Here is a 20,403-nt window from a genome sequence, read left to right as displayed (position 1 = left end):
TTAAGCCGTGCGATTCTCTTTAACCAGGAAACACGACGCGGCGGCGGCCAGCATACAAACGCCGGCCAGCACCAGCGCATTGCGCGGATCATCGCCCAGAATGGTTTTGTAGAAGAGGGGCACCGTCAGCATACCAATGAACTGTGGTACACAGATAAACCCGTTGAAAATACCCATGTATACGCCCATACGCTCTTTCGGTACGGCACTGGCCAGGAGCAGATAGGGCATCGACATAATGGAGCCCCAGGCCATACCGATGATCCCCATACCAACCAGATAGATCATTTTATCGTTGGATGTTATGGTCAGGAAAAAACCCGTAGCCCCAAGGCATAAAAACAGCGCGTGGGTAGCCCTGGCACTACCAATAGCCTTGGCAATGCGCGGAATGAAGACTGATATAATGGCGCAGGTGATACTGAACATAGCAAAACAAAGTCCCCCCCACTTGGTACCCGCTTCGAACCCCGCCGGATTCGACGTGGCGTTGGGTGCATCGAAGGCGTATTTAGCTACGGCCAGCGACAAGTATTGCCACATCAGCGGCAGGCCATACCACGTAAAGAATTTCACCCACCACAACTGTTTCATCACCGTAGGCATTGACGACAGCGAGGCCAGCACCTCTTTAAAAACGGGCAGCATCAGAATCAGATACCCTCCGGCCATAACACCGAGCCCCCATTTCAGTCCGTTTGCCAACCCACCGGCTCCGTAGGCGAAAAAGAAGGCCAGAATAGCAGCACCAACCGTCAGCGCCAGGTGCCAGAACGAAATCGATTTCTTTTCTTCATCCGTAAAAACGTGCGCCTTTTTATAGTCATCGTCAACCGGCGGATACTCTTTGGTAGTACGCATGGTCCAGAACACCGAGATCAGGATAGACACGCCACCGATATAAAACGGATAACGCACGGAATTGGGAATACCATTGGTCAGCTGCGATTCAGACATTACCATCGATATGCCAATCAACGGAAGAAGAAAAGGCATAACGTTGGCCAGTGTTTGCCCGAAGCCTACCATAAACGATTGCACGGCAAAGCCTGTTGGGCGCTGTTTATCATTCAGCATGTCGCCGACAAACGCGCGGAAAGGCTCCATAGCCGAGTTCAGGCCGGCGTCGAGCATCCACATCAGGCCGGCAGCCATCCAGATCGACGAGGAATTAGGCATTAGAATCATGGCTATACTGCCCACCAACGCACCTACCAGCACAAACGGCTTTCGCCGACCCCAGGTAGGCGACCAGCTACGGTCAGAAATGGCGCCGATGATGGGTTGTAGTAGCAGACCGGTTAGCGGCCCGGCCAGCCAAAGGCCCGGAATAGAGGATTCATCGGCACCCAGATATCGGTAAATAGGGCTCATATTGGCCTGTTGCAGCCCAAAGCCATATTGAATACCCAGAAATCCGAAACTCATGTTCCAGATCTGCCAGAAGCTCAGGTTTGGTTTAGAGGATGCTTTGGCGGCAGAAGGCGCGCGTTCAGTTTGCATAGGTATGATCGTTGGTCGAAACCGGTTAGCGCTGTGTTGGAACAGGCAACGCAACCAGCCTTGATTTAGTAACGTAATAAAAGAACAATAATACGCAGACCATTGCATGATTCGGCGATGGAGTTGGGTTATTTTCTTACCTTAGAGGTTGCCAAAGCCGTTTTCTATTCACTGGGGGCACAATTCATCCAATAAGCTCCGAATTTCGTTTATTGTAGAACACTGCACCCATTGCAGCCCGCTCTCCTGCCCGTTATGTCGCTTTTTACGTTCATTTTTTCGCTCTGGCAGCTGACGGCTGTACCTGCCCCCGCCGATTCGGCCGTGGTGGTTAGGTCGGTAAAGCTAGTGGGCAATGCACGTACCCGCGACCGGATTATTTTCCGGGAAATGGCCATCCACACGGGCGATACGCTGCGCCGCAGCGAGTTGCCCAAAAAGATAGCCTGGGACCAGCGCAAAATCTGGAATACGAATCTGTTTATCTCCGTTGATGTGGCGGCCGTTGAAGACTCTACCGCCCCGCCCGAAAACCGGCCCGTTGATATAACGGTGACAATGAAAGAACGGTGGTATATTTTCGTAGTGCCCATCTTCGAGCTTGCCGACCGGAATCTGAACGAATGGTGGTATGACCGGGGGCATGACCTCCGCCGAACCAACTACGGCCTTCAACTCAGCTGGAAAAACTTCACGGGCCGAAATGACAAACTAACGGCAGTGGCCCAGACCGGTTTTACTCCCAAATATATCATGTCGTATGATCGGCCCTACATAGACAAAGCACAGCGGATCGGGGCCAACGCCGACTTTTACTACGCTACCAACCGCGAGATAGCCTACCGCCCTTTTCGCGATAAGTGGGAATACATTCGCCCCGACGGGCTTAATATGCTACGTACGCGCCTCACTACCAGCATCGGTATTACCCGCCGCGATGGTTTCTATAATTTCCATGAGCTGGAGGCCCGTTATACCAACAATACCATTGCCGACACGGTGGCCAGTCTCAATCCCGATTATTTCCTGGATGGACGTACCCGGCAGCAGTTTCTGACGCTTACCTACAATTACCGCTACGACCGGCGAGACAACGTAGCCTATGCCCTGCAGGGCACCTTACTGACCGCCATGGTAGCGCATTCGGGCTGGATGCCCAACGCCGATCTGACCCAAACAGACTTACTGGTAGGCGTAAGTCGCTACTACCCGCTGGGTAAACGCTTCTTTGCGGCCAACACGGTTCGGTTGCGTAACGTATGGGCAACGCGCCAGCCCTATTTCACAACCCGTGGCCTTGGTGTGGGCGATGACGTTATTCGGGGTTACGAACTCTATGTGATTGAAGGAAACCGTTACGGCGTATTTCGCAATAACATTCGCTTTCGCCTGTTCGACGTGAAAAAAGAATGGAAATGGATTCCAATACGGCAGTTCAATACCGTACCCATTGCCGCGTATCTATCGTTAATTGCCGATGCTGGTTATGTAAACAGTACAATAGCTGAAAAATACCAGAGCCGCTTGGCCAACCGCTGGCTGTATAGCGGGGGCCTTAGCCTCGACGTGGTTACGTACTACAATATGGTTTTCCGGTTCAGCACGGTTGTAAATGCACAACGGGAGACGGGTTTTTTCCTGAACATTCAGCGCGAGTTGTAGCTTCGCGGTATGAAACGCCTTTTCGTCTCCCTCTTCCTCATAGGTACCGTGGCTGCCTGCACCAGCCGCCAATCGTCTGATGCTACTACCACCGCCGATTCGAGCCGCATTGACTCTGCCGCTACCGAAACATCGGCAACTGTAGACCTCACCCCCACTCTGTCCAGCCTGGGCTTAACCAGTGATCACGACTGGAGAAACGTAAACCTGGGCGATGATTTCACGGCTGCCAAAGCCACCGAAAAAGCGGAAGCCTTTGAACAGGACGCCAGCCATATTGGGTACACACAAGAATTTGACAATCTCGAATCGATTGATTACCAATATTTTCAGGCGGGAAACAAGGTTTCAAGCATTCAGGTCGATTTTTACCTGAACAGCGCCAGTGCCGTGAAAACGTACCAGCAGGAATTGGCAACGTACCTGACTGCCCGCTACGGCCCATCTACAACCAGCGCAGGTACGTTAGCCTGGAAGCGCGGAAACGTAACTCTGAAAGACGTTTCGAAAGGAAAGGATTTTGGCCTTAAACTGACAATACAATAGTCTCCTGTTTTCAAGTGCGCCGACTACTTGCGACCAGATGGCAATCGGGTTGTCAGCGCACTTGAAAACAGACGATTTGACCCTATTTCGGGAAGGTAATCTTGAAGGTGGTACCATGGCCCATTTCGCTGTCTACGTCGATGTGGCCGCGGTGACTGGTTACAATATTTTGGGTGGCGGTAAGCCCCAATCCCATACCACTCTGTTTGCCGGTGAAGAAAGGATCGAACAGCCGCTGAATATTTTCAGGAGCAATGCCGCTTCCGTTATCGCGAATAATGACGCACACCTGCGTGTCGTCGAGGCAGTGCGTGTCTATCCATAACTTACCTACGCCAGGCTCCATCGCTTCAACGGCATTGATCAGGATGTTGGCCAGGGCCATACGTACCTGTTCCAGATCAAGGGGGGCCACGCAGTCGTCAGTAGTGTAATTGGTGACCAACTGCATCTGCTTGAGTTTGATACGGTCGGTAACGAGCCCAAGCGTATCGCGGACAACAGCGTTCAGATCCTGTGGTTTCCGGTCCAGTTCACGGGGTTTCGACGAGTTCAGCATGTCGGTGATCAACGTACTGATTCGCTCCACGTTCCGCCCGATGATATCGGTATAGAGCTGCGTTTCTTCCTGATTCTCGCCTAGCTCGTCGCGCAGTTGGTCGAGTGCCAAACTTAAGTTCGTCAACGGATTCCTGACCTCATGAGCAATGCTTCGGGCAAGTTTTCCCGTCATGGTCAGCTTTTCGGCAATGATCAGCTCCTGCTGTGCCTTTTTCTGTTCTGTAATGTCACGCACAATGCCCTGATACCAGACCGGGCGGCCAGCAGCATCATCAACGGCCCAGACCGAGATCAGGCATATACGCTTGCGGCCTTCTTTGCTGACGATCGTCGTTTCAAAATCTTTGATCTGGTTGAATTCCCGTACCGAGAAGCGTAATTGACGCAACGCATCGAGCCGATCGAAAAGCCGGGCTGGGTTTATGTGCAGCAGTTCATCACGACTGTATCCCAGCAGTTTCTCAACAGACGGGTTCACATCCCGAAACTGCATGTGACTGTCGGCAACAAAAATAGCGTCGAACGACCGCTCGAACAACGAGCGGTATTTCTTCTCCTGTTCAACTGATTTTGCCAACGATTCGGCCTGCCGCAGAGCATAGCGTACGCTACGGCCAAGCAATTGAGCGTCGATTCGCCCCTTTACCAGATAATCAGATGCACCGATAGCCATAGCCGAGTAATCAATCGACTGGTCATCCTGCCCTGTTAGCAGGATCATGGGAGCCTGACAACCAGCATCAGTCGCTTCCTGGATCAGTTCAATACCCGTTCGCTCGCCCAGGCGATAATCAATCAGGTATACATCATACCCGTTGGCTGTGATTCGCTCGAAAGCCTCATCATATCCTTCAACCCAATCCAGGCGGAGGTTACGATTCTCGGGCGCACTCATCAACGTGCGAGTCAGAATGTAGTCATCTTCATCGTCCTCAACCAGCAGTACACGAATGGTAGCAGCTTTATCAGACACGTCGGGAGTTGGCAGGATGACGGCAGTATTCATAAGTTTGAGTTGAGCAAAAAGTAGAGAGCAGTCATGTGCGTTAAAGACGCTTCACAACTACCGTAGTCACGTATCAGACTGGCAGTTGAACCGTTTCCAGCCAATAATATTTTAACGAATTGACCACCTCAACCAGGCGGTTGAAATTATGGGGTTTCACAATGTATGAGTTCACTCCTATCTCGTAGGTTTTAACTACATCACCATTGGCCGTAGAGGTCGACATAACAACCACCGGTAAACGCCGTAGACCCATGTTGCTACGGATCTCGGCCAGCGCCTGAAAGCCGTTCTTACGTGGCATGTTCAGATCAAGCAGGATCAGGCTGGGTAGGGGCGCATTCTCGGCGTTGAATCCGTTCTGGTGCGTTAAATAATTCATAAGATCTTCGCCATCCTCAACAAACTTCACTTCATGGCGAAATCCATTGTGGCGAAGCGCTTCAATCATGAACAACCTATCGTCGGCATCATCATCAGCAATCAGTATTGTTTTTACAGTGGTTGACGTAGCGTTTGTCATGCAAAATCGGCGAATACCGGTTAGTCAGTTGATCGAAAGCTAAGTTAACATTTACCCCAGCAACTCTACGGTCATTGAATCCAATTAATAGCACCAGGCAGGTCTACAGTGTTGCCTCTACAGCCCGAAAGTGTGGAGTGGTGTCCGCAACTACTTGTCAAAACAAGGAAGTTCATTTAGGCGCAGTACAATTTTACCTGCAACTAAAAATCTCATTATCAACCACTTACTCCAACTATAAATTGTAGAATTCATAAACTGGCACAGATTTGTCTCTGTCAATTGATGAATACATAGTTCATTACGCTTTATCCAACTTTCACAACAATCAATATCAACGTCATGAAATCATCAATCACAACACTAGCACTGGCTCTGTTGACTGCAGCTGGGATTGTCTCAACTACCACAGATGCTGTGGCTCAGGGCCGGGCACGTACGGGTATAAAAGGAGGCCTTTCGGCCAGCACGCTTCAGTTCAACGAGGTAGACTTTTCAAACCGGAAAGAGCGTATTGGTTTTCACGCGGGTGTTTTTACACAAATTCCTGTTGGTTCAGCCTTCGCCATTCAGCCTGAATTGTTGTACGTAAACAAAGGGGCTTCGTCAAACTACCGTTTACTAGGTCAAGATAGCCAGGCCTCGTTTAACCTAAACTATATCGATCTGCCTGTACTGGCCACGTTGAAGCTTGGCGATGCGGTTGAAATTCAGGCAGGACCCTATGCAGGTTACCTTCTTAATTCAAACGTAAGCAATACAGGCGGCATCGTGGGCAATTCAGCTATCAACCTCAATGCCGATCAGTTTAACCGCGTAGACTATGGTTTGGCGGGTGGTCTGAACGTCTATTTCGGTCAGGTATTACTCGGGGTACGTTACACGCAGGGCCTTCAGAAGATTGCTAATACAACGGCGTCGCAGGCGATATTCAGCAATGCCAAAAACGGAGTTGGTCTTCTTTCGATTGGCTACAGCTTCAACTAAACCAGCTTACGGATATCAGTCTGCGAAAAAGACTGATATCCGTAAACCGATTAAAGATGGATGTCATACGCTTTCAGTTTATTATAAAGCGTTTTGCGATCAATGTTCAGTACTTCGGCTGCCTTTGTTTTGTTGTAACCCGTTTTTTCCAACACCTTTAAAATGGCAGCCCGCTCAGCACTTTCAGACACAGACTTCAGGTTTCCTCCCTGCGAAGGCTGTTGCATGATGGGCGGCGAACCCGGGCGTACGGCATCTACTACAAAGCCAGCCGACTCTTCAGCCGAAATATAGGTAGGCGATACAATTTCGTGCGGCAACACATCAACCGTGATGTAATCGCCCTGAGTAAGCAACACAGCCCGTTTCACAACGTTCTGCAACTCACGCAGGTTACCATGCCAGTAGTAGTCTTTGAATTTCTCTTTGGCTTCATCATCGAAACCTAAAACGTCTTTCTCCAACTGACGATTGGCCACCTCTAGAAAATGCTCGGCAAACATCATAATGTCGGCTCGGCGCTCACGCAGTGCGGGCAGGTCGATGCGGAACTCGTCGAGGCGATGAAAAATGTCTTCGCGAAACCGGCCTTGCCGAACGGCGTCGCGGAGGTCTTCGTTCGTTGCGCACAGAATACGGACGTCAACATTGATGTCGTTATTACCGCCAACGCGTTTGATCTTCCGCTCCTGCAGCACGCGCAGCAGTTTTATCTGGTTTTCGTAAGAAAGGTTACCGATTTCATCCAGAAACAACGTACCTCCGGTAGCGTATTCAAAGCTCCCCATCTTATCTGAAGTTGCGCCTGTAAATGCCCCTTTTACGTGACCAAACAGTTCACTCCCCGCCAGTTCTTTCGATAGTGCACCGCAATCGATGGCTACAAATGGTTTTTCGGCCCGCTTACTACTCAGGTGAATGGCATTGGCTACGAATTCCTTTCCCGTACCAGTTTCGCCGGTAATAATAACCGACATGTTGGTGGGTGCGATCAGCTCAATGTGTTTCTGGAGTTGCTCGGCGGCCCGGCTTTTACCAAAAATAAACCGTTTACCGTTCGGTGCCAGATCATTTCGTCCGGCTCGGGCTGGCTTGGTAACAACGGGTTTCTCCGGCTCAACAACCGCAGCTGGTGATGCTTTAGCACTGGTACTGCTTACTCCCTTTTTATCTAATGCACTTTTGATCGTGTACAGAATCTCATCGGGTAGCAGCGGTTTCGTTACATAGTCGAAGGCACCGTATTTTAAAGCCTGCACCGCAATACGAACGTCGGAGTAACCAGTAATGATGATAACTGCGGTATTGGGGCTAAGCACCTTTATGCGGCGGAGCATTTCAAGCCCGTCAGTGTCGGGCAGCTTAAAATCGCAAATTACCAGATCGTACGATTCCTTGCGAAGCAGCAACAGACCATCTTCACCACGTTGCGCTGAAGCTGTTTTGTATTTCTGTTTAGTCAGAAACTTCTCCAGCAAAACACAGATGTCATTATTATCGTCGATGATCAGGATTTTTTCCATAGGAAATACCCGATCCGGTTAGTAACACCGTCTCGGGTCGAAGGAATGGTGGAAAGGCTATAAATGCGTTAGGTCTAGCCTTACTAGCCTCCTGCATTGTGAAACAAAAGCGTAAAGACAAAGGTGCAATTAAACCTGTATAGACTCTAACGCCTGTTCAACGGTTTTACGGGTAAATGGTTTACCCATAAAGTAATCGGCTCCCTGATCGCTGGCGCGCTTCCGCTCTGCCATGCCATCAAAAGCACTAATCATCACCACCTTTGGGCTTTCGGTAATAGAAAGCCCTGTTTTTATAACTGGCAACAAATCGAAGCCTATCCCGTCGGGTAAGTTCAGGTCCAGAAATATAGCGTCAAAATGCTGACGACTCAAACATTGACGACCTTCTTCCAGGAAATGCGCGCATGTAGGCTGATAGCCTAATCGGCGAAGCAACCCAGATAGCAGCAGGCAAATATCGGCCTCGTCGTCCACTATCAATACGTGCTTCGTAGTTGTCATATTGGTGTTGATGGCCGGTCTGAAGGTATAATTAGTTACCGTCCCTCCTACTCTTGCCCCATTCATAGTATGCTCACGTAATTTTATATATTCGTTGTCAGCTAATTACTATAAAATATGATGCCTGATTTTTCGTCAGCCGCGAATAAACACCTCACATAGTGATAAAAGACCCGTATAGAAGCAGTTAGCTCTATGAATAAGTGATTGCCCTGCCGGGTTTACGTTCGAGCCCGATTCCCAGTTGGGGAAAAGTGTGGATTTGTTGCCTAGTGCGCAACACCATTGTGTGGAATGTTTTCTACAATCTACATATATAGCTTCTTTTTTCACTTTGGCTGAAAAAGGCATCTCAGCAGCGTATCTCCCTCATTTTCATCTTGTGAGGACCTGTTTCTACCTTTTTACTACTGGTAAGCTGCGAACTGGCACGGAATTTTCAAAAGAGATATACAGAATGTGAGCTTAACGGCTTTCTGATTTACTCAACAACACGAACGTTATGGGAAATTTGCTGTACACTATTGCAGTGATCTTAGTAATCATCTGGGCACTCGGTTTCTTCGGATTCGGTGGCTTCGGAATGGGTGGTTTGATTCATGCTCTGTTAGTTATAGCAATCATAGCGGTCCTGTTTCGGCTGATTAGTGGGCGTGGCGTCTGAGGCAATTGCCAGGTACGTAGTTCACAGATCGATAAGGCCACTCAAGAATTGATTCTAAACTAGTGGTACGTTTAGGTTTGGTAAGGGTTCGCCCTTATGGTTTCATTTTAGGTTAAGTACAAGTTACGGTGGGTACGGAATCCCTGCGTCAGTTTGAACGCAGGGATTTTTATTGTAAAAAAGTCAACAATCGGTAGCTACTAGTCTGGAAAGTCGTTTTTAATGTTACTTACGCGTGAGCAACACTGAAAACAGACTTTCCAGACTAGCAGCTACCGACTGTTGACTTTTTTTAGAGACTCAGCATCTCTTTGAAACGAATAGCCTGCCGACGGCTGATCTCGATTTTATCATTGCTACCACGCAACGTAACCAGTAGCCCACCGCTAAACCAGGGCTCAATCTTGTCGATCCATTGCAGATTGATGATGTGCTTTCGGTTGGCCCGGAAATACGTAGCCGGATCGAGGCGATCTTCCAGCGCATTTAGTGATTTCAGGACCAGTGGTTTCTGATCATCGAAATATAAGCGCACGTAGTTCCCCATCGATTCAAACAGCCGCACCTTACCCAGCTTCACAAACCAGCATTTTTCGCCGTCTTTTACAAACACCTGATCATTTTCACCCAGCAGCTTGGTGTGGTCTTTTACTGCGCCGGGGCGTTCAGCTACCGTACTTTGGTGAAGCTCCTCCTCTACCCGATGAACAGCTTCACTCAGGCGGGCAAGATCAACCGGTTTGAGCAAGTAATCGAGTGCATTGAATTCAAACGCCTTGATGGCATACTCATCGTAGGCAGTTGTGAATACCACTTCCGGCGCTTTCCCTTCAATAGACTGCAGCAACTCGAACCCATTCTTGCCGGGCATCTGAATATCCAGAAACAACAGGTCGGGCTGAAGCTCGTCGATCATCGGTAACGCTTCATCAGCATTGGCCGCTTCGCCAACGATATCAACTTTAGGGAAGTTTTCGAGCAGACGGCGCAGTTCGTTACGGGCAAGCCGCTCATCATCGATAATTAGGGTTCTCATGGGATGCAGGTATCAATTGTCAGCGAGTAATCATTGCTTATCAAGCGCAGGTATACCGTATACAGGCAACATTACCACTTAACAGCAAGTGCTTGTTCACTGATGAAGGGTTTCGCGTTCGGGTTTAAAAATACTATCTGAATGCTGGGGAATCTGTACGTTGGCTACAACAACACCGGGTGCTTCCTGCTCAATGGTGAAATAGGCCTCAGCGCCATACAACAGGTCGAGGCGTTGTGATGTATTTTTGAGGCCAAAGCCGCCCGATGCCAGTTTATCACCCAACGTACCTGTATTCCGGATGCGGATATGTAGCTCATCCCGCCCCGACGTACCAGTTACGATTCGGCCAACGAGTTCAACGAAACCGCCGTTCACGTCTTTCGAAACTCCGTGTTTAATGGCGTTTTCAACCAGTGTTTGCAGCATCATGGGCGGAACTTGCCAATAGCTCGCCTGCGGATCAACGGTGACGCGGCAATCGAGTCGTTCTTCGTAGCGAACTTTCTCAAGCGCCAGATAATCCTGTACGGTTTTAATTTCTTCGCGCAGTTCAACAGTTTTGCGGCGGTCGGCCAGCAGCGAATTCCGTAGAATGTTGGAAAGCTGCGTAATTCCCAGCTGTGCTTTCTGCGGGTTCTCATACACCAATGCCCGAATGCTATTAAGCGCATTGAACATAAAATGCGGGTTTAATTGCGAACGTAACACTTTCGCCTCCGTTTCTCGGATTGATGATTTCAGCAGAATTTTTTCGATCTCCGCTTGTCGGGTCCGTTCCACGTAATGGTAAGCTGTATAACTCAGCACCCAGGCCAGCATGGTCTTTACCCAGCTTACCATAGTGGCCATAAACAACGAAAGCCCATGCAATTGCGGATTCGTAATCAGTTCAATGTCTACAGGTAAGTTGATTACCGACATGATAAATGCCAGTACAATCACCGACGCCAGCACACGCGGCACGAGTTGCAGAAAAGGTAAACGTACCCAGTTCCACCGCTGAATAGTAAGGCGGTACAGATGCGTAAGGCTGATGCCCAGCATTATATCGGCAATGGCCAGATAGAACACTTCCGGTTTGAACCCATCATCGATCCAGTAGATGATAAAATCAACCATGATGAGCAGTGTCCAGCCGACGATCTGGCAAAACCAGTATATCCGTTGTTTCGACATGCAGAAAAAAGCAGACCCGCTAGTGGTCTACTAACGAAACTACGCAACAATACCCGAAAACGCTGTGGTTTGTGGGAAACCATCCTATTCGTGGATGAACGGTTGAAAAAGAAGGCGGAGGAGAAAGTTGATGGTCGATAGCCGTAAGGCTGAAAAGCCTGTTTGGCGTTGCCTACGCGTCAGTAAGACACTTGCGTAAGTAACACTAAACAGGCTTTTCAACCTTACGGCTATCGACTTTTCCGACCTTTAGAACGTGTTTACCGCCAGCAGATGAGCAGTATCGTTGGCAATGTCAAGCGTGAACGTGGCACTGTTAGTTTGGTAAGTTAGTTTGTACAAACACAGGTTGCTGTGCTCAAATTCATCCATTCGGGCAAGCGGTTTGTTAAGTAGCCATGACAGCAGAATACGCATAGCCCGGCCATGCATGGCCACCAGCACTGGCGACTCATCGGGCTGAGCCAGTATATGAGCCATTGCCGGGCGCTGTCTGGCCGCCACATCTTCGGGGCTTTCGCCCTGTTCGGTTGGCATAGCCGTGTTGCCGGCCGACCAGTTTTCGATCAGGTTCCGAAAATAATCGTCGGCAAGGGTATTTGGAATCTTGCCCTCCATAATTCCCCAACTGATCTCGTTCAAACCAGCTAGCTTTTCAAACGGAATACCCAGCTCGATAAACGGTTCGACCGTCTGATAGGTACGTATCAGCGTAGAGGTGTAAATCTTGGCAAAAGGCACATGCTGATAGGCCTGGAAAAAAGCCAGCGCCTGAGCCCTGCCCATCTCGTTTAGGTCGGCGTCGACACCACTGCCCTGCACAATGCCCCGGCGGTTGTAATCGGTTTCACCGTGGCGAATTATATAAATGTCTTTATGTGCCAAAGCGGTTGTTGTTACCTTCGGGTAACCTATTTTGGCCGCAAAATTACAGATAAATCAGCGCATTATGAAGTCTACTCTAACACTAGAGAGTTTAATTGAACTTAACAGGAAATCGATTGTTGGTCACCTCGGCATTGAGTTCCTGGAAGCCACCGATAGCCACGTCTCTGCCCGTATGCCTGTAGATGAACGTACCCACCAACCGTTTGGCATTTTGCATGGTGGCGCTTCGGTAGTGCTGGCTGAATCATTAGGTAGCATAGCCTCTGTACTGCGCCTCAGCGACCCTACCACCCAACGGGCCGTGGGATTGGAGATAAACGCCAATCACATCCGGTCAGTGAGTTCGGGCTGGGTCTACGGCAAATGCACACCCATTCACATTGGGCGTACTACCCACGTCTGGGATATTCGGATCACCGACGAACAGGACCGCCTCGTCTGCATCAGCCGACTGACCATTGCTATCATCGCGGCCAAGTAATGTTTTTACTCAATCAGAATCCTGACCAACATCAGTTCAAACGCTGATAGATGCGCTGGCCAGCATAAAAAGACAATAAGCGTTATATATAAATAATACAATTCTAATTTTTTATAAGACAGGAATAAATCAATCCGGTCAAATTAGCGGGGCAGGTAGTATGCATACTACCCAAAACGAACCATGAATGGGTCAGATAGCTAACAGAGCATGTTTCTGATCAATATGTTCTATGACAGATTGATAGGAATGATATGACAGGTGCGTATTTTTGCCTCAAATTTGCGTCAAAAACCGCATATTACACTGTACAACCTACTTATTGTTTCTATGAAAAATCATATTATCTCTGTCGGATCTGATTTTCCTGAGTTCAAAAAACTCGCCGTTGTTTCGCTCGATAAAGGCAACGAATTTTACGAGGTCTCGTCAAGCGATCATCGCAATGCCGGCAAGTGGCTGGTCATGTTTTGGTGGCCTAAAGACTTCACCTTTGTTTGCCCAACAGAAATTGCTGAGTTCAACAAGAAGTTCGAAGATTTCGAAGATCGCGACACGATGATGATTGGCGCCTCGACCGACAGTGAGTTTGTTCACCTGGCTTGGCGCAAAAGCCACGATGATCTGCGCGGCCTTAAATTCCCGATGCTGGCCGACACCTCGAAGTCACTTGCCGAAGAACTGGGTATCCTGGAAGCCAACGAAAAAGTGGCTTATCGGGTAACGTATATCGTTGATCCACAGGGAATCGTACGTTGGGTAAACGTGAATGACTTGTCTGTTGGCCGGAATGTAAACGAGGTTATCCGGGTGCTCGACGCGCTGCAAACCGACGAACTGTGCCCCTGCAACTGGGTAAAAGGCGAAGCGACAATCAATGCATAACTAGCTTTGGACACGGGGCTTGGCTTACGTTTAGTCAAGAACGATACCCCAGCTCCAAACCCTACGCCAACAACAATGACAACTACCAGAACTGATACCGCCACGGCTATTCTGACCAATCTGGGTCTCGATACAAACGCGGATTTCCCTGTACTCGATGCGATGGGCGACAGTAAGTACCTGCGCGATCTGAAGATCAACGTGGGTAATGTACTGACTAATAGCCAACAGCTTACTGCTAAAGAAAGCCGCTTGCTGGCTTTGTCAGTAGCAGCTAACGAAAAACATCAGCCACTGATCGACGCGTTTTCTGCGGCAGCGGTGCAGGCAGGTGCAACTGATGCCGAAGTAGCTGAAACCCTGGCTTGCACATCGCTGCTGAGCACGAATAACATCTACTACCGTTTTCGCCACTTTGTTGATAAAGAGGTGTATACCAATGCACAGGCCGGTATTCGTATGAGCATCATGATGACGCCGGTGTTGGGAAAAGAGTTTTTTGAGCTCATGAGCCTGGTCGTATCAGCTATCAATGGTTGCGAAATGTGCGTGCGCTCACACGAAGAGAGCGTATTGAAACATGGTGCATCGGAAGCACGCGTTATTGACGCCATCCGGCTTGGTGCCGTTATTAAAGGCCTGATCACCGTTTTGTAACGGACGTCCGATTCTGTAGTCTCCGTAACTTCTGTAAGTAAACCCGAACCGGTAAATCGGTTCGGGTTTTTTCGTGCCTTTCGGGTCGGAACACCGCCTAATAAATCTAGTAGAAACAGCTATGTAAAAATGACCTAATCCACTATTATTGAAGTAGATATAACTAACTCTGTTCACTAATGAAACGTATTCTACGCTTATTAGGAGGTTTGGTAGCGCTACTCCTGGTCATAGCAGTTGCTGGTCTGCTCTACGTCCGGTATGCGCTGCCCAACGTTGGCCCACCGCCTACCCTGACAGTAAGGGCCGATTCGGCACAGTTGGCCAGAGGTCATTATCTGGCTAATCACGTAGCCGTTTGCGTCGATTGCCATTCCACCCGCGACTGGACCAGACTGAACGGGCCTATGGTAGCCGGTACAGAAGGAAAAGGCGGCGAGGGATTCATTCGTGAATGGGGCTTTCCCGGCAACTTCTACGCGCCAAACATTACCCCCGCCCATCTGGGTACGTGGAGCGATGGCGAACTCTACCGGGCCATCACCAGCGGCGTGAGCCGTGATGGCCATGCCCTGTTTCCGGTGATGCCTTACAAAAGTTTCGGCCAGGCCGACCGGTCCGACATTGAAGCTATTATTGCGTACATCCGGTCATTGAAGCCCATTGAAAATAAAGCCATTCCTGCCTCGGAACCCGATTTTCCTATGACGTTCATTCTCAACACAATTCCCGGAAAAAGCGAACACAAACCCCGCCCCGACCCTTCTGACGAAGTTGCCTATGGCCGTTACCTGACCAATTTTGCCAGTTGTAATGACTGTCATACTCCCGTTGACGATAAGGGGCAACCACTACCCGGTATGTATATGGCCGGCGGGCGCGAGTTTCCCATGCCTGGCGGTACGGTTCGTTCGGCAAACATAACTCCTCATGCCTCAGGCCTGGCCGCCTACACCAAAGAAGCCTTCATTGCCCGATTCAAAGCCTCATCAGTTGTTGGTAAAGCACAACCTGTAGGTGCAGATGGCTTCAACTCGGTTATGCCGTGGGCGATGTATGCCGGCATGACGGAGCAGGATTTAGGTGCCATTTATACGTACCTGAGGTCGCTAACGCCCGTTTCAAACACGGTTGTGCGCTTTTCGCCCAAATCGTCGCAAATGGCTAAGTTATAGCTACACCAGAATCGGTCAAAAAAAACCCCGCTCTGAGGCAGAGCGGGGTTTTTTATAATTCATATAAAGACAAGGTTACCGCCGGCAACCCGGAATCTCTACATTTTCTTTACGTTAACGGCGTTGAGGCCTTTCTTGCCATCAACGATCTCGTATGACACCTGATCATTCTCACGAATGGTTAGGCCGTTCAGGCCAGTGATGTGTACGAAAATGTCTTTTTTTGACTCGTCATCGACGATGAAACCAAAACCTTTGCTCTCATTAAAGAACTTAACTACTCCTGTTTGCATGATTGTAAAACGATAAAAATTGAAAACTTAAAAAAAACACTTTTCTACAAAAGATGCAAAACAGGGATCCAAAGACGCAAACAAGAGTACTTGGTAATCAACTGAGCGCAATTTGTCAGACAGTGTGGTAGCTTCCCATAAATGACAAAAGAAGCATCGTACAAAAAACGGCATTTTTTCGATATGGTTCCACAAATAGAGAAAATAGCCAAACAATTTAATATATGTATCCAGATAAGCAAGTGATTGAGTGGCTGATTGGGGCGAAGGCGAAATTTTTTAAGCGGTCATTAAACCTTTGCAAACGGCGGTTCTCTAATCCATAGATTCCGTTGCAACGATCTGCTTATCTGTTTTACCTCACTTGATAAACGCTTATACTCATGAACAGTCCCCTGTTTATTGCCGCCATTCTGGTAACCCTTACAGGCGGAGCAACGGTAGCTCAACAACCCAACGCTCGTTACGATCGTAACCCATATAATACCCCCGGCCCTGATCCTCGTTACAACGGAAACGGTCCTGGCTACGGCAATCAGGGGGGCGGCCGCTACGACAGTGACCGCCGCCAGGATTTGTTCCAGCTACGTCAGCTCGATCAGATCGTTGATCTGAGTCGCCGCCAGAAGAAAGACCTGCTGAACATTGAAAATTATTACGACCGTGAACTGAGTCAGGCATACCGTAACCCAGGTGTCCAACAACGGATGCTGTGGCAGAAAAGCCAGGATGTCATTGCAATCCTGACTCCCGCCCAACGCAACAGACTGTTTGCCTACGAGCAATACCGCTCGTATAATCAAGGCAGTTATGCATCAGGCCGTGGTAATGCAGACCGCGACTGGAGCCCACCAACCGGCCGACGCTGGTAAACTGGCTTTCCGATTTATTCCACCTTTCATGATATACCCCGTTCAGGCAACTGAACGGGGTCTTTTTTTGGCTATCCGGCACCGCTGGCAACCTTAGTACTAGCCAAACGTATTGGCTCATTATGTACCTTTCTGGTCCTAAACACGCATACATGAAAACGTCTTTCCTACTCATCTCCCTCCTGTTTGTAGGCCTCTGCTCGTGCAACACAAAAAAGCCGACCAGTCAGGCCAGTTCAGAAACGGTTACCGTTGATAGTGCAGCCGCGTTGACCAAACGCCCCGGTCCTGATGCGCCCCGATCAGCCGCCGACCGATTAGTGCGCGCTTTGTATTTCGAGCACAACAAAACCGACAATCCCTTCCGCGAAACCAGAACGGGTACCATTATCGATCAGTTTTTTGCGCGTCCCGTGGCCGACAGGATATGGAAGCGTGTATCGAACGCAGGCTATAAAGCGCCTAAACTGAATCCCCTGTTCAACGCGCCCGATGCCAGCATTTCCAAGATATGGGTGGAACCAGCCGCCGTGGGTGGAACCCGTGCACTTGTGTATGTAACGTACCTGCTGGCAGGCAAACCGGCCGAAATACGCGTTGATCTTCTACAAACGGCGGGGCGCTGGCGCATCACCGAGCTAACGTACCCAGACGGCAAAACGCTGACTAAACAGCTCTAGTCGATGCCCAGTACATTATCAGTAAAGCGGGGGTATTTAATTAGTGGGTTAATCTTCCTTGGTAATTGCTGCCTGGCGCAGACAGACCTATCGCAGGTAAGGGTATCCGTTGGTCTGCTTAAGAAACACGTGTATGCGTTAGCCTCAGACAGTCTACAGGGACGAGAAACGGGCCAACAAGGGCAGCGCGATGCTGCTCTGTACTGCTCCCGTGTTTTTACAAAAAGCAGACTAACGCCCATCTTCAGGCTCGATTCTGCCCGCTTTTCGTATCGCCAAACGTATCCATTTATAAGCACAGCCATTACTCCTTATGGCGCCATGAGCGCTCCATATGGCAAGCGAACCGGCCAGTCGGCAGACATGGTAGTTAACCGATTTGAGCTAGTTCAAATTCCGAAAAACAGGCAGGACAGCCTTCAGGTAAGCTACGGCCAAAATGTAGCTGGATTGCTAATTGGTACCGATTTAAAAAAGGAGTTTGTCATTGTATCAGCCCATTACGATCATTTGGGCCGCAAAAGAGGTGTCCTTTATCCTGGGGCCGACGACAACGCTTCAGGTACTGCATCCGTCTTGAGTATTGCCGCCACATTCGATAGTCTGGCACGACTAGGAATCAGACCCAGGCGGAGCATTCTTTTTGCCTTGTTTTCTGGCGAAGAAGGCGGATTAATTGGCTCTCAATATTTCGTCTGGAACTTCCCATTTTCCTTATCGCAGATCGCCTGCGACCTCAACATCGATATGGTGGGGCGGGTAGATGCAGAACACCGGAAAAAGCCGGACTACTGTTACCTTATCGCCGGTCCACGTGATAAAACCCTGCGTCAGGTTGTTGATCAGGCCAATACTCAGTCAGTAAACATGGTATTGAATCGGGATTACGATACCGAATACGACCCTAATCAATACTACTACCGGTCTGATCACTACAATTTCGGTAAAGAAGGTATTCCGGTCATATTCTTTATGGATGGTACCCATCCTGATTACCACCGCCCTTCAGATACCGCCGACAAGATTAACTACGAGGTATTACAGAAACGAGCCACGCTGGTTTTGCAAACGGCGTGGCTCCTGGCTAATCAATGAGCAGTAACGTACCCAGCTCCAGCCTGGCATCCGTTGTTTCTGTCCTGTTTTCTTTCTTACATGCAGAAAAAGCAGTATCAGATACACTGCCACATTATAACACACTGACAATCAGAGCTGGTCAAAGTTGAACTGTACCTACAGTTGTTATCCTCAATTGGTTAATTCATCCTCATAAAGCACGTCGAAAACAAGTTATTGAAGATCAAACTTTGCCCCGATTTAAGCAGGCGATGGGCGTTGTACTAGCAAGATTGCGGCGATAAATCGCTAAACGTTGGGCACGAACCGCTTTCATTAATACTTTGCCATTATTAGCTGTCTAACCGTTGTGAACAATAACACCATGAAATCATTTTTGCTGGCCTTTCTGCTGGGAGTTTCCCTGGTACCGGCTCTGGCACAACGGCCTGCATCGGGCTACACGCTGGGCGATGTAGCGGCTTCCTTTGCGCTGACAAACGTAGATAATCGTACCATTTCGCTAACTGACTACAAGAATCAGAAGGGCGTTATCGTAGTCTTTACCAGCAACCACTGCCCGTTTTCAAAAGCCTACGAAGACCGTATTATGGCCCTCGATAGCAAGTTCGGGCCGCAGGGGTTTCCTGTAGTTGCCATACTATCGAGCGATGCTTCACTGTATGAAGAAGATAGTTTCGACCGGATGCAGGTACGTGCCCGCACCAAAAATTATACGTTTCCCTACCTGCTCGATGCCAGTCAGGCAGTAGCCAAAGCATTTGGCGCGATACGGACCCCGCAGGTCTATGTGTTGAAACACAGCGGGGAACGGTTCACCGTTGAATACATTGGCAGTATTGATGATAGTCCGCAGGATGCCAGCCATGTACAACGTGCTTACGTCGATGAAGCCGTAACAAGCCTGCTGGCAGGCAAACCTGTTGTTACGCCCCTTACCAAAGCCATCGGCTGCGCGATCAAGATGAAGTAAGTCGATAGTCAAATAGTCAATAGTGGCGCTGCTTCATCTGGAGACTGCGATAAGCAGCGCCACTATTGACTATTTGACTATCGACTCTTTCCCCTCTGGCACGGTCTTGGCAAATTAATTTGGTGTTAAACCAAACACGCACACAACGCGATGAAAAAGTACACAAGATCCTTCGCCTCTCTTTTCGGCATTGGCCTGCTGGCCACTTCTATGACATTGCTTCAGGCATGCGGTTCTGACGGCAAAAAAGAATCACGTACGGAAGATGCCATGGAGCGCACCGGCGATGCCATTGAAGCCGACTCGAAAGACGCTGCTGCAGACGCTCGCGAAGGGCTGGATAAAGCTGGTGATAAAGCCGAAGCGGCTGGAGATGAGGCTGCTGCCGATTTTCGCCGGGAACGCGACGAGATGGTTGCCGATATGCGGGTACAACGCGACAAGCTCGACGCCAAGATCGACAACATGAAGGCCGACATTAAGCGCCAGGGTGCCAAAGCAAAAGCCGAATCGAAAGAGCAACTCGCTGAATTAGAGCAGGAACGCAAAGAACTCGGCGATGATATGGACAAGGCGCAAAACGCTACGGCCGCTGCCTGGAAAGACATCAAAGGTGGTTTCAAACAAGCCGGCAAATCGATTGGCCGAGCGTTCGATAAAGCCGAAGATAAAGTTGATCCGGACGGAAAAGACGACTAAGTCAGTTAACAGGTATCAATTAGCGCTGA

At 49.3% G+C, this 20,403-nt stretch carries 22 protein-coding genes; 13 read left to right on the top strand and 9 right to left on the bottom strand.

The genetic code is table 11. The annotated features are described in order from the left end of the window. A complete protein-coding gene (locus tag J2I46_RS26135; RefSeq protein WP_207332045.1) occupies positions 1-1,503 on the bottom strand; it encodes an MFS transporter in 1,503 nt (500 codons plus the stop codon). 255 nt (positions 1,504-1,758) lie between these two features. On the opposite strand from J2I46_RS26135, the gene J2I46_RS26130 reads away from it, so the two are divergent. Further along, entirely contained in the window at positions 1,759-3,165 is a 1,407-nt protein-coding gene (locus J2I46_RS26130; RefSeq protein ID WP_207332044.1) for a BamA/TamA family outer membrane protein, read from the top strand. A 9-nt stretch (positions 3,166-3,174) separates the two neighbouring features. After that, positions 3,175-3,711, top strand: coding sequence for a hypothetical protein (locus J2I46_RS26125; protein WP_207332043.1), 537 nt, complete (start codon positions 3,175-3,177; stop codon positions 3,709-3,711). A gap of 82 nt (positions 3,712-3,793) precedes the next feature. On the opposite strand, the gene J2I46_RS26120 is transcribed toward J2I46_RS26125, so the two are convergent. Both J2I46_RS26120 and J2I46_RS26115 read right to left on the bottom strand, forming a co-directional pair. Then, positions 3,794-5,278, bottom strand: a complete 1,485-nt coding sequence (locus J2I46_RS26120) for a hybrid sensor histidine kinase/response regulator (RefSeq protein ID WP_207332042.1) — start codon at positions 5,276-5,278, stop codon at positions 3,794-3,796. A gap of 73 nt (positions 5,279-5,351) precedes the next feature. Next, on the bottom strand, positions 5,352-5,801 hold the full coding sequence (locus J2I46_RS26115; RefSeq protein WP_207332041.1) for a response regulator: 450 nt from the start codon (positions 5,799-5,801) through the stop codon (positions 5,352-5,354). 342 nt (positions 5,802-6,143) lie between these two features. Between J2I46_RS26115 and J2I46_RS26110 the strand changes: the two genes are divergently transcribed. Then, positions 6,144-6,788 (top strand): porin family protein, encoded by a 645-nt coding sequence (locus tag J2I46_RS26110; RefSeq protein ID WP_207332040.1) that lies wholly within the window; start codon positions 6,144-6,146, stop codon positions 6,786-6,788. 50 nt (positions 6,789-6,838) lie between these two features. On the opposite strand, the gene J2I46_RS26105 is transcribed toward J2I46_RS26110, so the two are convergent. After that, positions 6,839-8,311: a sigma-54-dependent transcriptional regulator gene (locus tag J2I46_RS26105; RefSeq protein ID WP_207332039.1), complete on the bottom strand. Its 1,473-nt coding sequence runs from the start codon at positions 8,309-8,311 to the stop codon at positions 6,839-6,841. Positions 8,312-8,440: 129 nt separating this feature from the next. After that, entirely contained in the window at positions 8,441-8,815 is a 375-nt protein-coding gene (locus tag J2I46_RS26100; protein ID WP_207332038.1) for a response regulator, read from the bottom strand. 502 nt (positions 8,816-9,317) lie between these two features. Between J2I46_RS26100 and J2I46_RS26095 the strand changes: the two genes are divergently transcribed. Next, positions 9,318-9,479 carry a lmo0937 family membrane protein gene (locus J2I46_RS26095; RefSeq protein ID WP_207332037.1) on the top strand — a complete coding sequence of 54 codons (162 nt, stop codon included), beginning with the start codon at positions 9,318-9,320 and terminating at the stop codon, positions 9,477-9,479. A gap of 292 nt (positions 9,480-9,771) precedes the next feature. Here the strand turns inward: J2I46_RS26095 and J2I46_RS26090 are convergent, their stop codons facing one another. From J2I46_RS26090 to J2I46_RS26080, 3 genes are all read right to left on the bottom strand, one after another. After that, positions 9,772-10,515 (bottom strand): LytR/AlgR family response regulator transcription factor, encoded by a 744-nt coding sequence (locus J2I46_RS26090; RefSeq protein ID WP_207332036.1) that lies wholly within the window; start codon positions 10,513-10,515, stop codon positions 9,772-9,774. Positions 10,516-10,611: 96 nt separating this feature from the next. Further along, positions 10,612-11,694, bottom strand: coding sequence for a sensor histidine kinase (locus J2I46_RS26085; protein WP_207332035.1), 1,083 nt, complete (start codon positions 11,692-11,694; stop codon positions 10,612-10,614). Positions 11,695-11,943: 249 nt separating this feature from the next. Next, a complete protein-coding gene (locus J2I46_RS26080; RefSeq protein ID WP_207332034.1) occupies positions 11,944-12,579 on the bottom strand; it encodes a histidine phosphatase family protein in 636 nt (211 codons plus the stop codon). 64 nt (positions 12,580-12,643) lie between these two features. Between J2I46_RS26080 and J2I46_RS26075 the strand changes: the two genes are divergently transcribed. From J2I46_RS26075 to J2I46_RS26060, 4 genes are all read left to right on the top strand, one after another. Beyond that, positions 12,644-13,063: a hotdog fold thioesterase gene (locus J2I46_RS26075; RefSeq protein ID WP_207332033.1), complete on the top strand. Its 420-nt coding sequence runs from the start codon at positions 12,644-12,646 to the stop codon at positions 13,061-13,063. Positions 13,064-13,393: 330 nt separating this feature from the next. Beyond that, on the top strand, positions 13,394-13,948 hold the full coding sequence (locus J2I46_RS26070; RefSeq protein ID WP_207332032.1) for a peroxiredoxin: 555 nt from the start codon (positions 13,394-13,396) through the stop codon (positions 13,946-13,948). Positions 13,949-14,023: 75 nt separating this feature from the next. Continuing rightward, positions 14,024-14,605: a carboxymuconolactone decarboxylase family protein gene (locus J2I46_RS26065; RefSeq protein ID WP_207332031.1), complete on the top strand. Its 582-nt coding sequence runs from the start codon at positions 14,024-14,026 to the stop codon at positions 14,603-14,605. 179 nt (positions 14,606-14,784) lie between these two features. After that, positions 14,785-15,780 (top strand): c-type cytochrome, encoded by a 996-nt coding sequence (locus tag J2I46_RS26060; protein ID WP_207332030.1) that lies wholly within the window; start codon positions 14,785-14,787, stop codon positions 15,778-15,780. Positions 15,781-15,878: 98 nt separating this feature from the next. Here J2I46_RS26060 and J2I46_RS26055 read toward each other — a convergent pair whose 3' ends face one another. Further along, positions 15,879-16,073: a cold-shock protein gene (locus J2I46_RS26055; protein ID WP_085412350.1), complete on the bottom strand. Its 195-nt coding sequence runs from the start codon at positions 16,071-16,073 to the stop codon at positions 15,879-15,881. 383 nt (positions 16,074-16,456) lie between these two features. Between J2I46_RS26055 and J2I46_RS26050 the strand changes: the two genes are divergently transcribed. From J2I46_RS26050 to J2I46_RS26030, 5 genes are all read left to right on the top strand, one after another. Then, positions 16,457-16,945, top strand: a complete 489-nt coding sequence (locus tag J2I46_RS26050; protein ID WP_207332029.1) for a hypothetical protein — start codon at positions 16,457-16,459, stop codon at positions 16,943-16,945. A 152-nt stretch (positions 16,946-17,097) separates the two neighbouring features. Next, on the top strand, positions 17,098-17,625 hold the full coding sequence (locus J2I46_RS26045; RefSeq protein WP_207332028.1) for a hypothetical protein: 528 nt from the start codon (positions 17,098-17,100) through the stop codon (positions 17,623-17,625). Between the two features lie 3 nt (positions 17,626-17,628). Continuing rightward, a complete protein-coding gene (locus J2I46_RS26040) occupies positions 17,629-18,720 on the top strand; it encodes a M28 family metallopeptidase (protein ID WP_207332027.1) in 1,092 nt (363 codons plus the stop codon). Between the two features lie 346 nt (positions 18,721-19,066). Further along, positions 19,067-19,675 carry a thioredoxin family protein gene (locus J2I46_RS26035; RefSeq protein ID WP_207332026.1) on the top strand — a complete coding sequence of 203 codons (609 nt, stop codon included), beginning with the start codon at positions 19,067-19,069 and terminating at the stop codon, positions 19,673-19,675. A 150-nt stretch (positions 19,676-19,825) separates the two neighbouring features. Continuing rightward, a complete protein-coding gene (locus J2I46_RS26030) occupies positions 19,826-20,374 on the top strand; it encodes a sll1863 family stress response protein (protein ID WP_207332025.1) in 549 nt (182 codons plus the stop codon). Positions 20,375-20,403 lie beyond the last annotated feature (29 nt).

Source organism: Fibrella forsythiae (assembly GCF_017353175.1).
Lineage (GTDB): Bacteria > Bacteroidota > Bacteroidia > Cytophagales > Spirosomataceae > Fibrella > Fibrella forsythiae.
This window is presented reverse-complemented; position numbering and strand designations above follow the sequence as displayed.

Coding starts and splice junctions, on each gene's coding strand:
- J2I46_RS26135 (WP_207332045.1), bottom strand. CDS start 1,503: ATGCAAACTGAACGCGCGCCTTCTGCCGCCAAAGCATCCTCTAAACCA.
- J2I46_RS26130 (WP_207332044.1), top strand. CDS start 1,759: ATGTCGCTTTTTACGTTCATTTTTTCGCTCTGGCAGCTGACGGCTGTA.
- J2I46_RS26125 (WP_207332043.1), top strand. CDS start 3,175: ATGAAACGCCTTTTCGTCTCCCTCTTCCTCATAGGTACCGTGGCTGCC.
- J2I46_RS26120 (WP_207332042.1), bottom strand. CDS start 5,278: ATGAATACTGCCGTCATCCTGCCAACTCCCGACGTGTCTGATAAAGCT.
- J2I46_RS26115 (WP_207332041.1), bottom strand. CDS start 5,801: ATGACAAACGCTACGTCAACCACTGTAAAAACAATACTGATTGCTGAT.
- J2I46_RS26110 (WP_207332040.1), top strand. CDS start 6,144: ATGAAATCATCAATCACAACACTAGCACTGGCTCTGTTGACTGCAGCT.
- J2I46_RS26105 (WP_207332039.1), bottom strand. CDS start 8,311: ATGGAAAAAATCCTGATCATCGACGATAATAATGACATCTGTGTTTTG.
- J2I46_RS26100 (WP_207332038.1), bottom strand. CDS start 8,815: ATGACAACTACGAAGCACGTATTGATAGTGGACGACGAGGCCGATATT.
- J2I46_RS26095 (WP_207332037.1), top strand. CDS start 9,318: ATGGGAAATTTGCTGTACACTATTGCAGTGATCTTAGTAATCATCTGG.
- J2I46_RS26090 (WP_207332036.1), bottom strand. CDS start 10,515: ATGAGAACCCTAATTATCGATGATGAGCGGCTTGCCCGTAACGAACTG.
- J2I46_RS26085 (WP_207332035.1), bottom strand. CDS start 11,694: ATGTCGAAACAACGGATATACTGGTTTTGCCAGATCGTCGGCTGGACA.
- J2I46_RS26075 (WP_207332033.1), top strand. CDS start 12,644: ATGAAGTCTACTCTAACACTAGAGAGTTTAATTGAACTTAACAGGAAA.
- J2I46_RS26070 (WP_207332032.1), top strand. CDS start 13,394: ATGAAAAATCATATTATCTCTGTCGGATCTGATTTTCCTGAGTTCAAA.
- J2I46_RS26065 (WP_207332031.1), top strand. CDS start 14,024: ATGACAACTACCAGAACTGATACCGCCACGGCTATTCTGACCAATCTG.
- J2I46_RS26060 (WP_207332030.1), top strand. CDS start 14,785: ATGAAACGTATTCTACGCTTATTAGGAGGTTTGGTAGCGCTACTCCTG.
- J2I46_RS26055 (WP_085412350.1), bottom strand. CDS start 16,073: ATGCAAACAGGAGTAGTTAAGTTCTTTAATGAGAGCAAAGGTTTTGGT.
- J2I46_RS26050 (WP_207332029.1), top strand. CDS start 16,457: ATGAACAGTCCCCTGTTTATTGCCGCCATTCTGGTAACCCTTACAGGC.
- J2I46_RS26045 (WP_207332028.1), top strand. CDS start 17,098: ATGAAAACGTCTTTCCTACTCATCTCCCTCCTGTTTGTAGGCCTCTGC.
- J2I46_RS26040 (WP_207332027.1), top strand. CDS start 17,629: ATGCCCAGTACATTATCAGTAAAGCGGGGGTATTTAATTAGTGGGTTA.
- J2I46_RS26035 (WP_207332026.1), top strand. CDS start 19,067: ATGAAATCATTTTTGCTGGCCTTTCTGCTGGGAGTTTCCCTGGTACCG.
- J2I46_RS26030 (WP_207332025.1), top strand. CDS start 19,826: ATGAAAAAGTACACAAGATCCTTCGCCTCTCTTTTCGGCATTGGCCTG.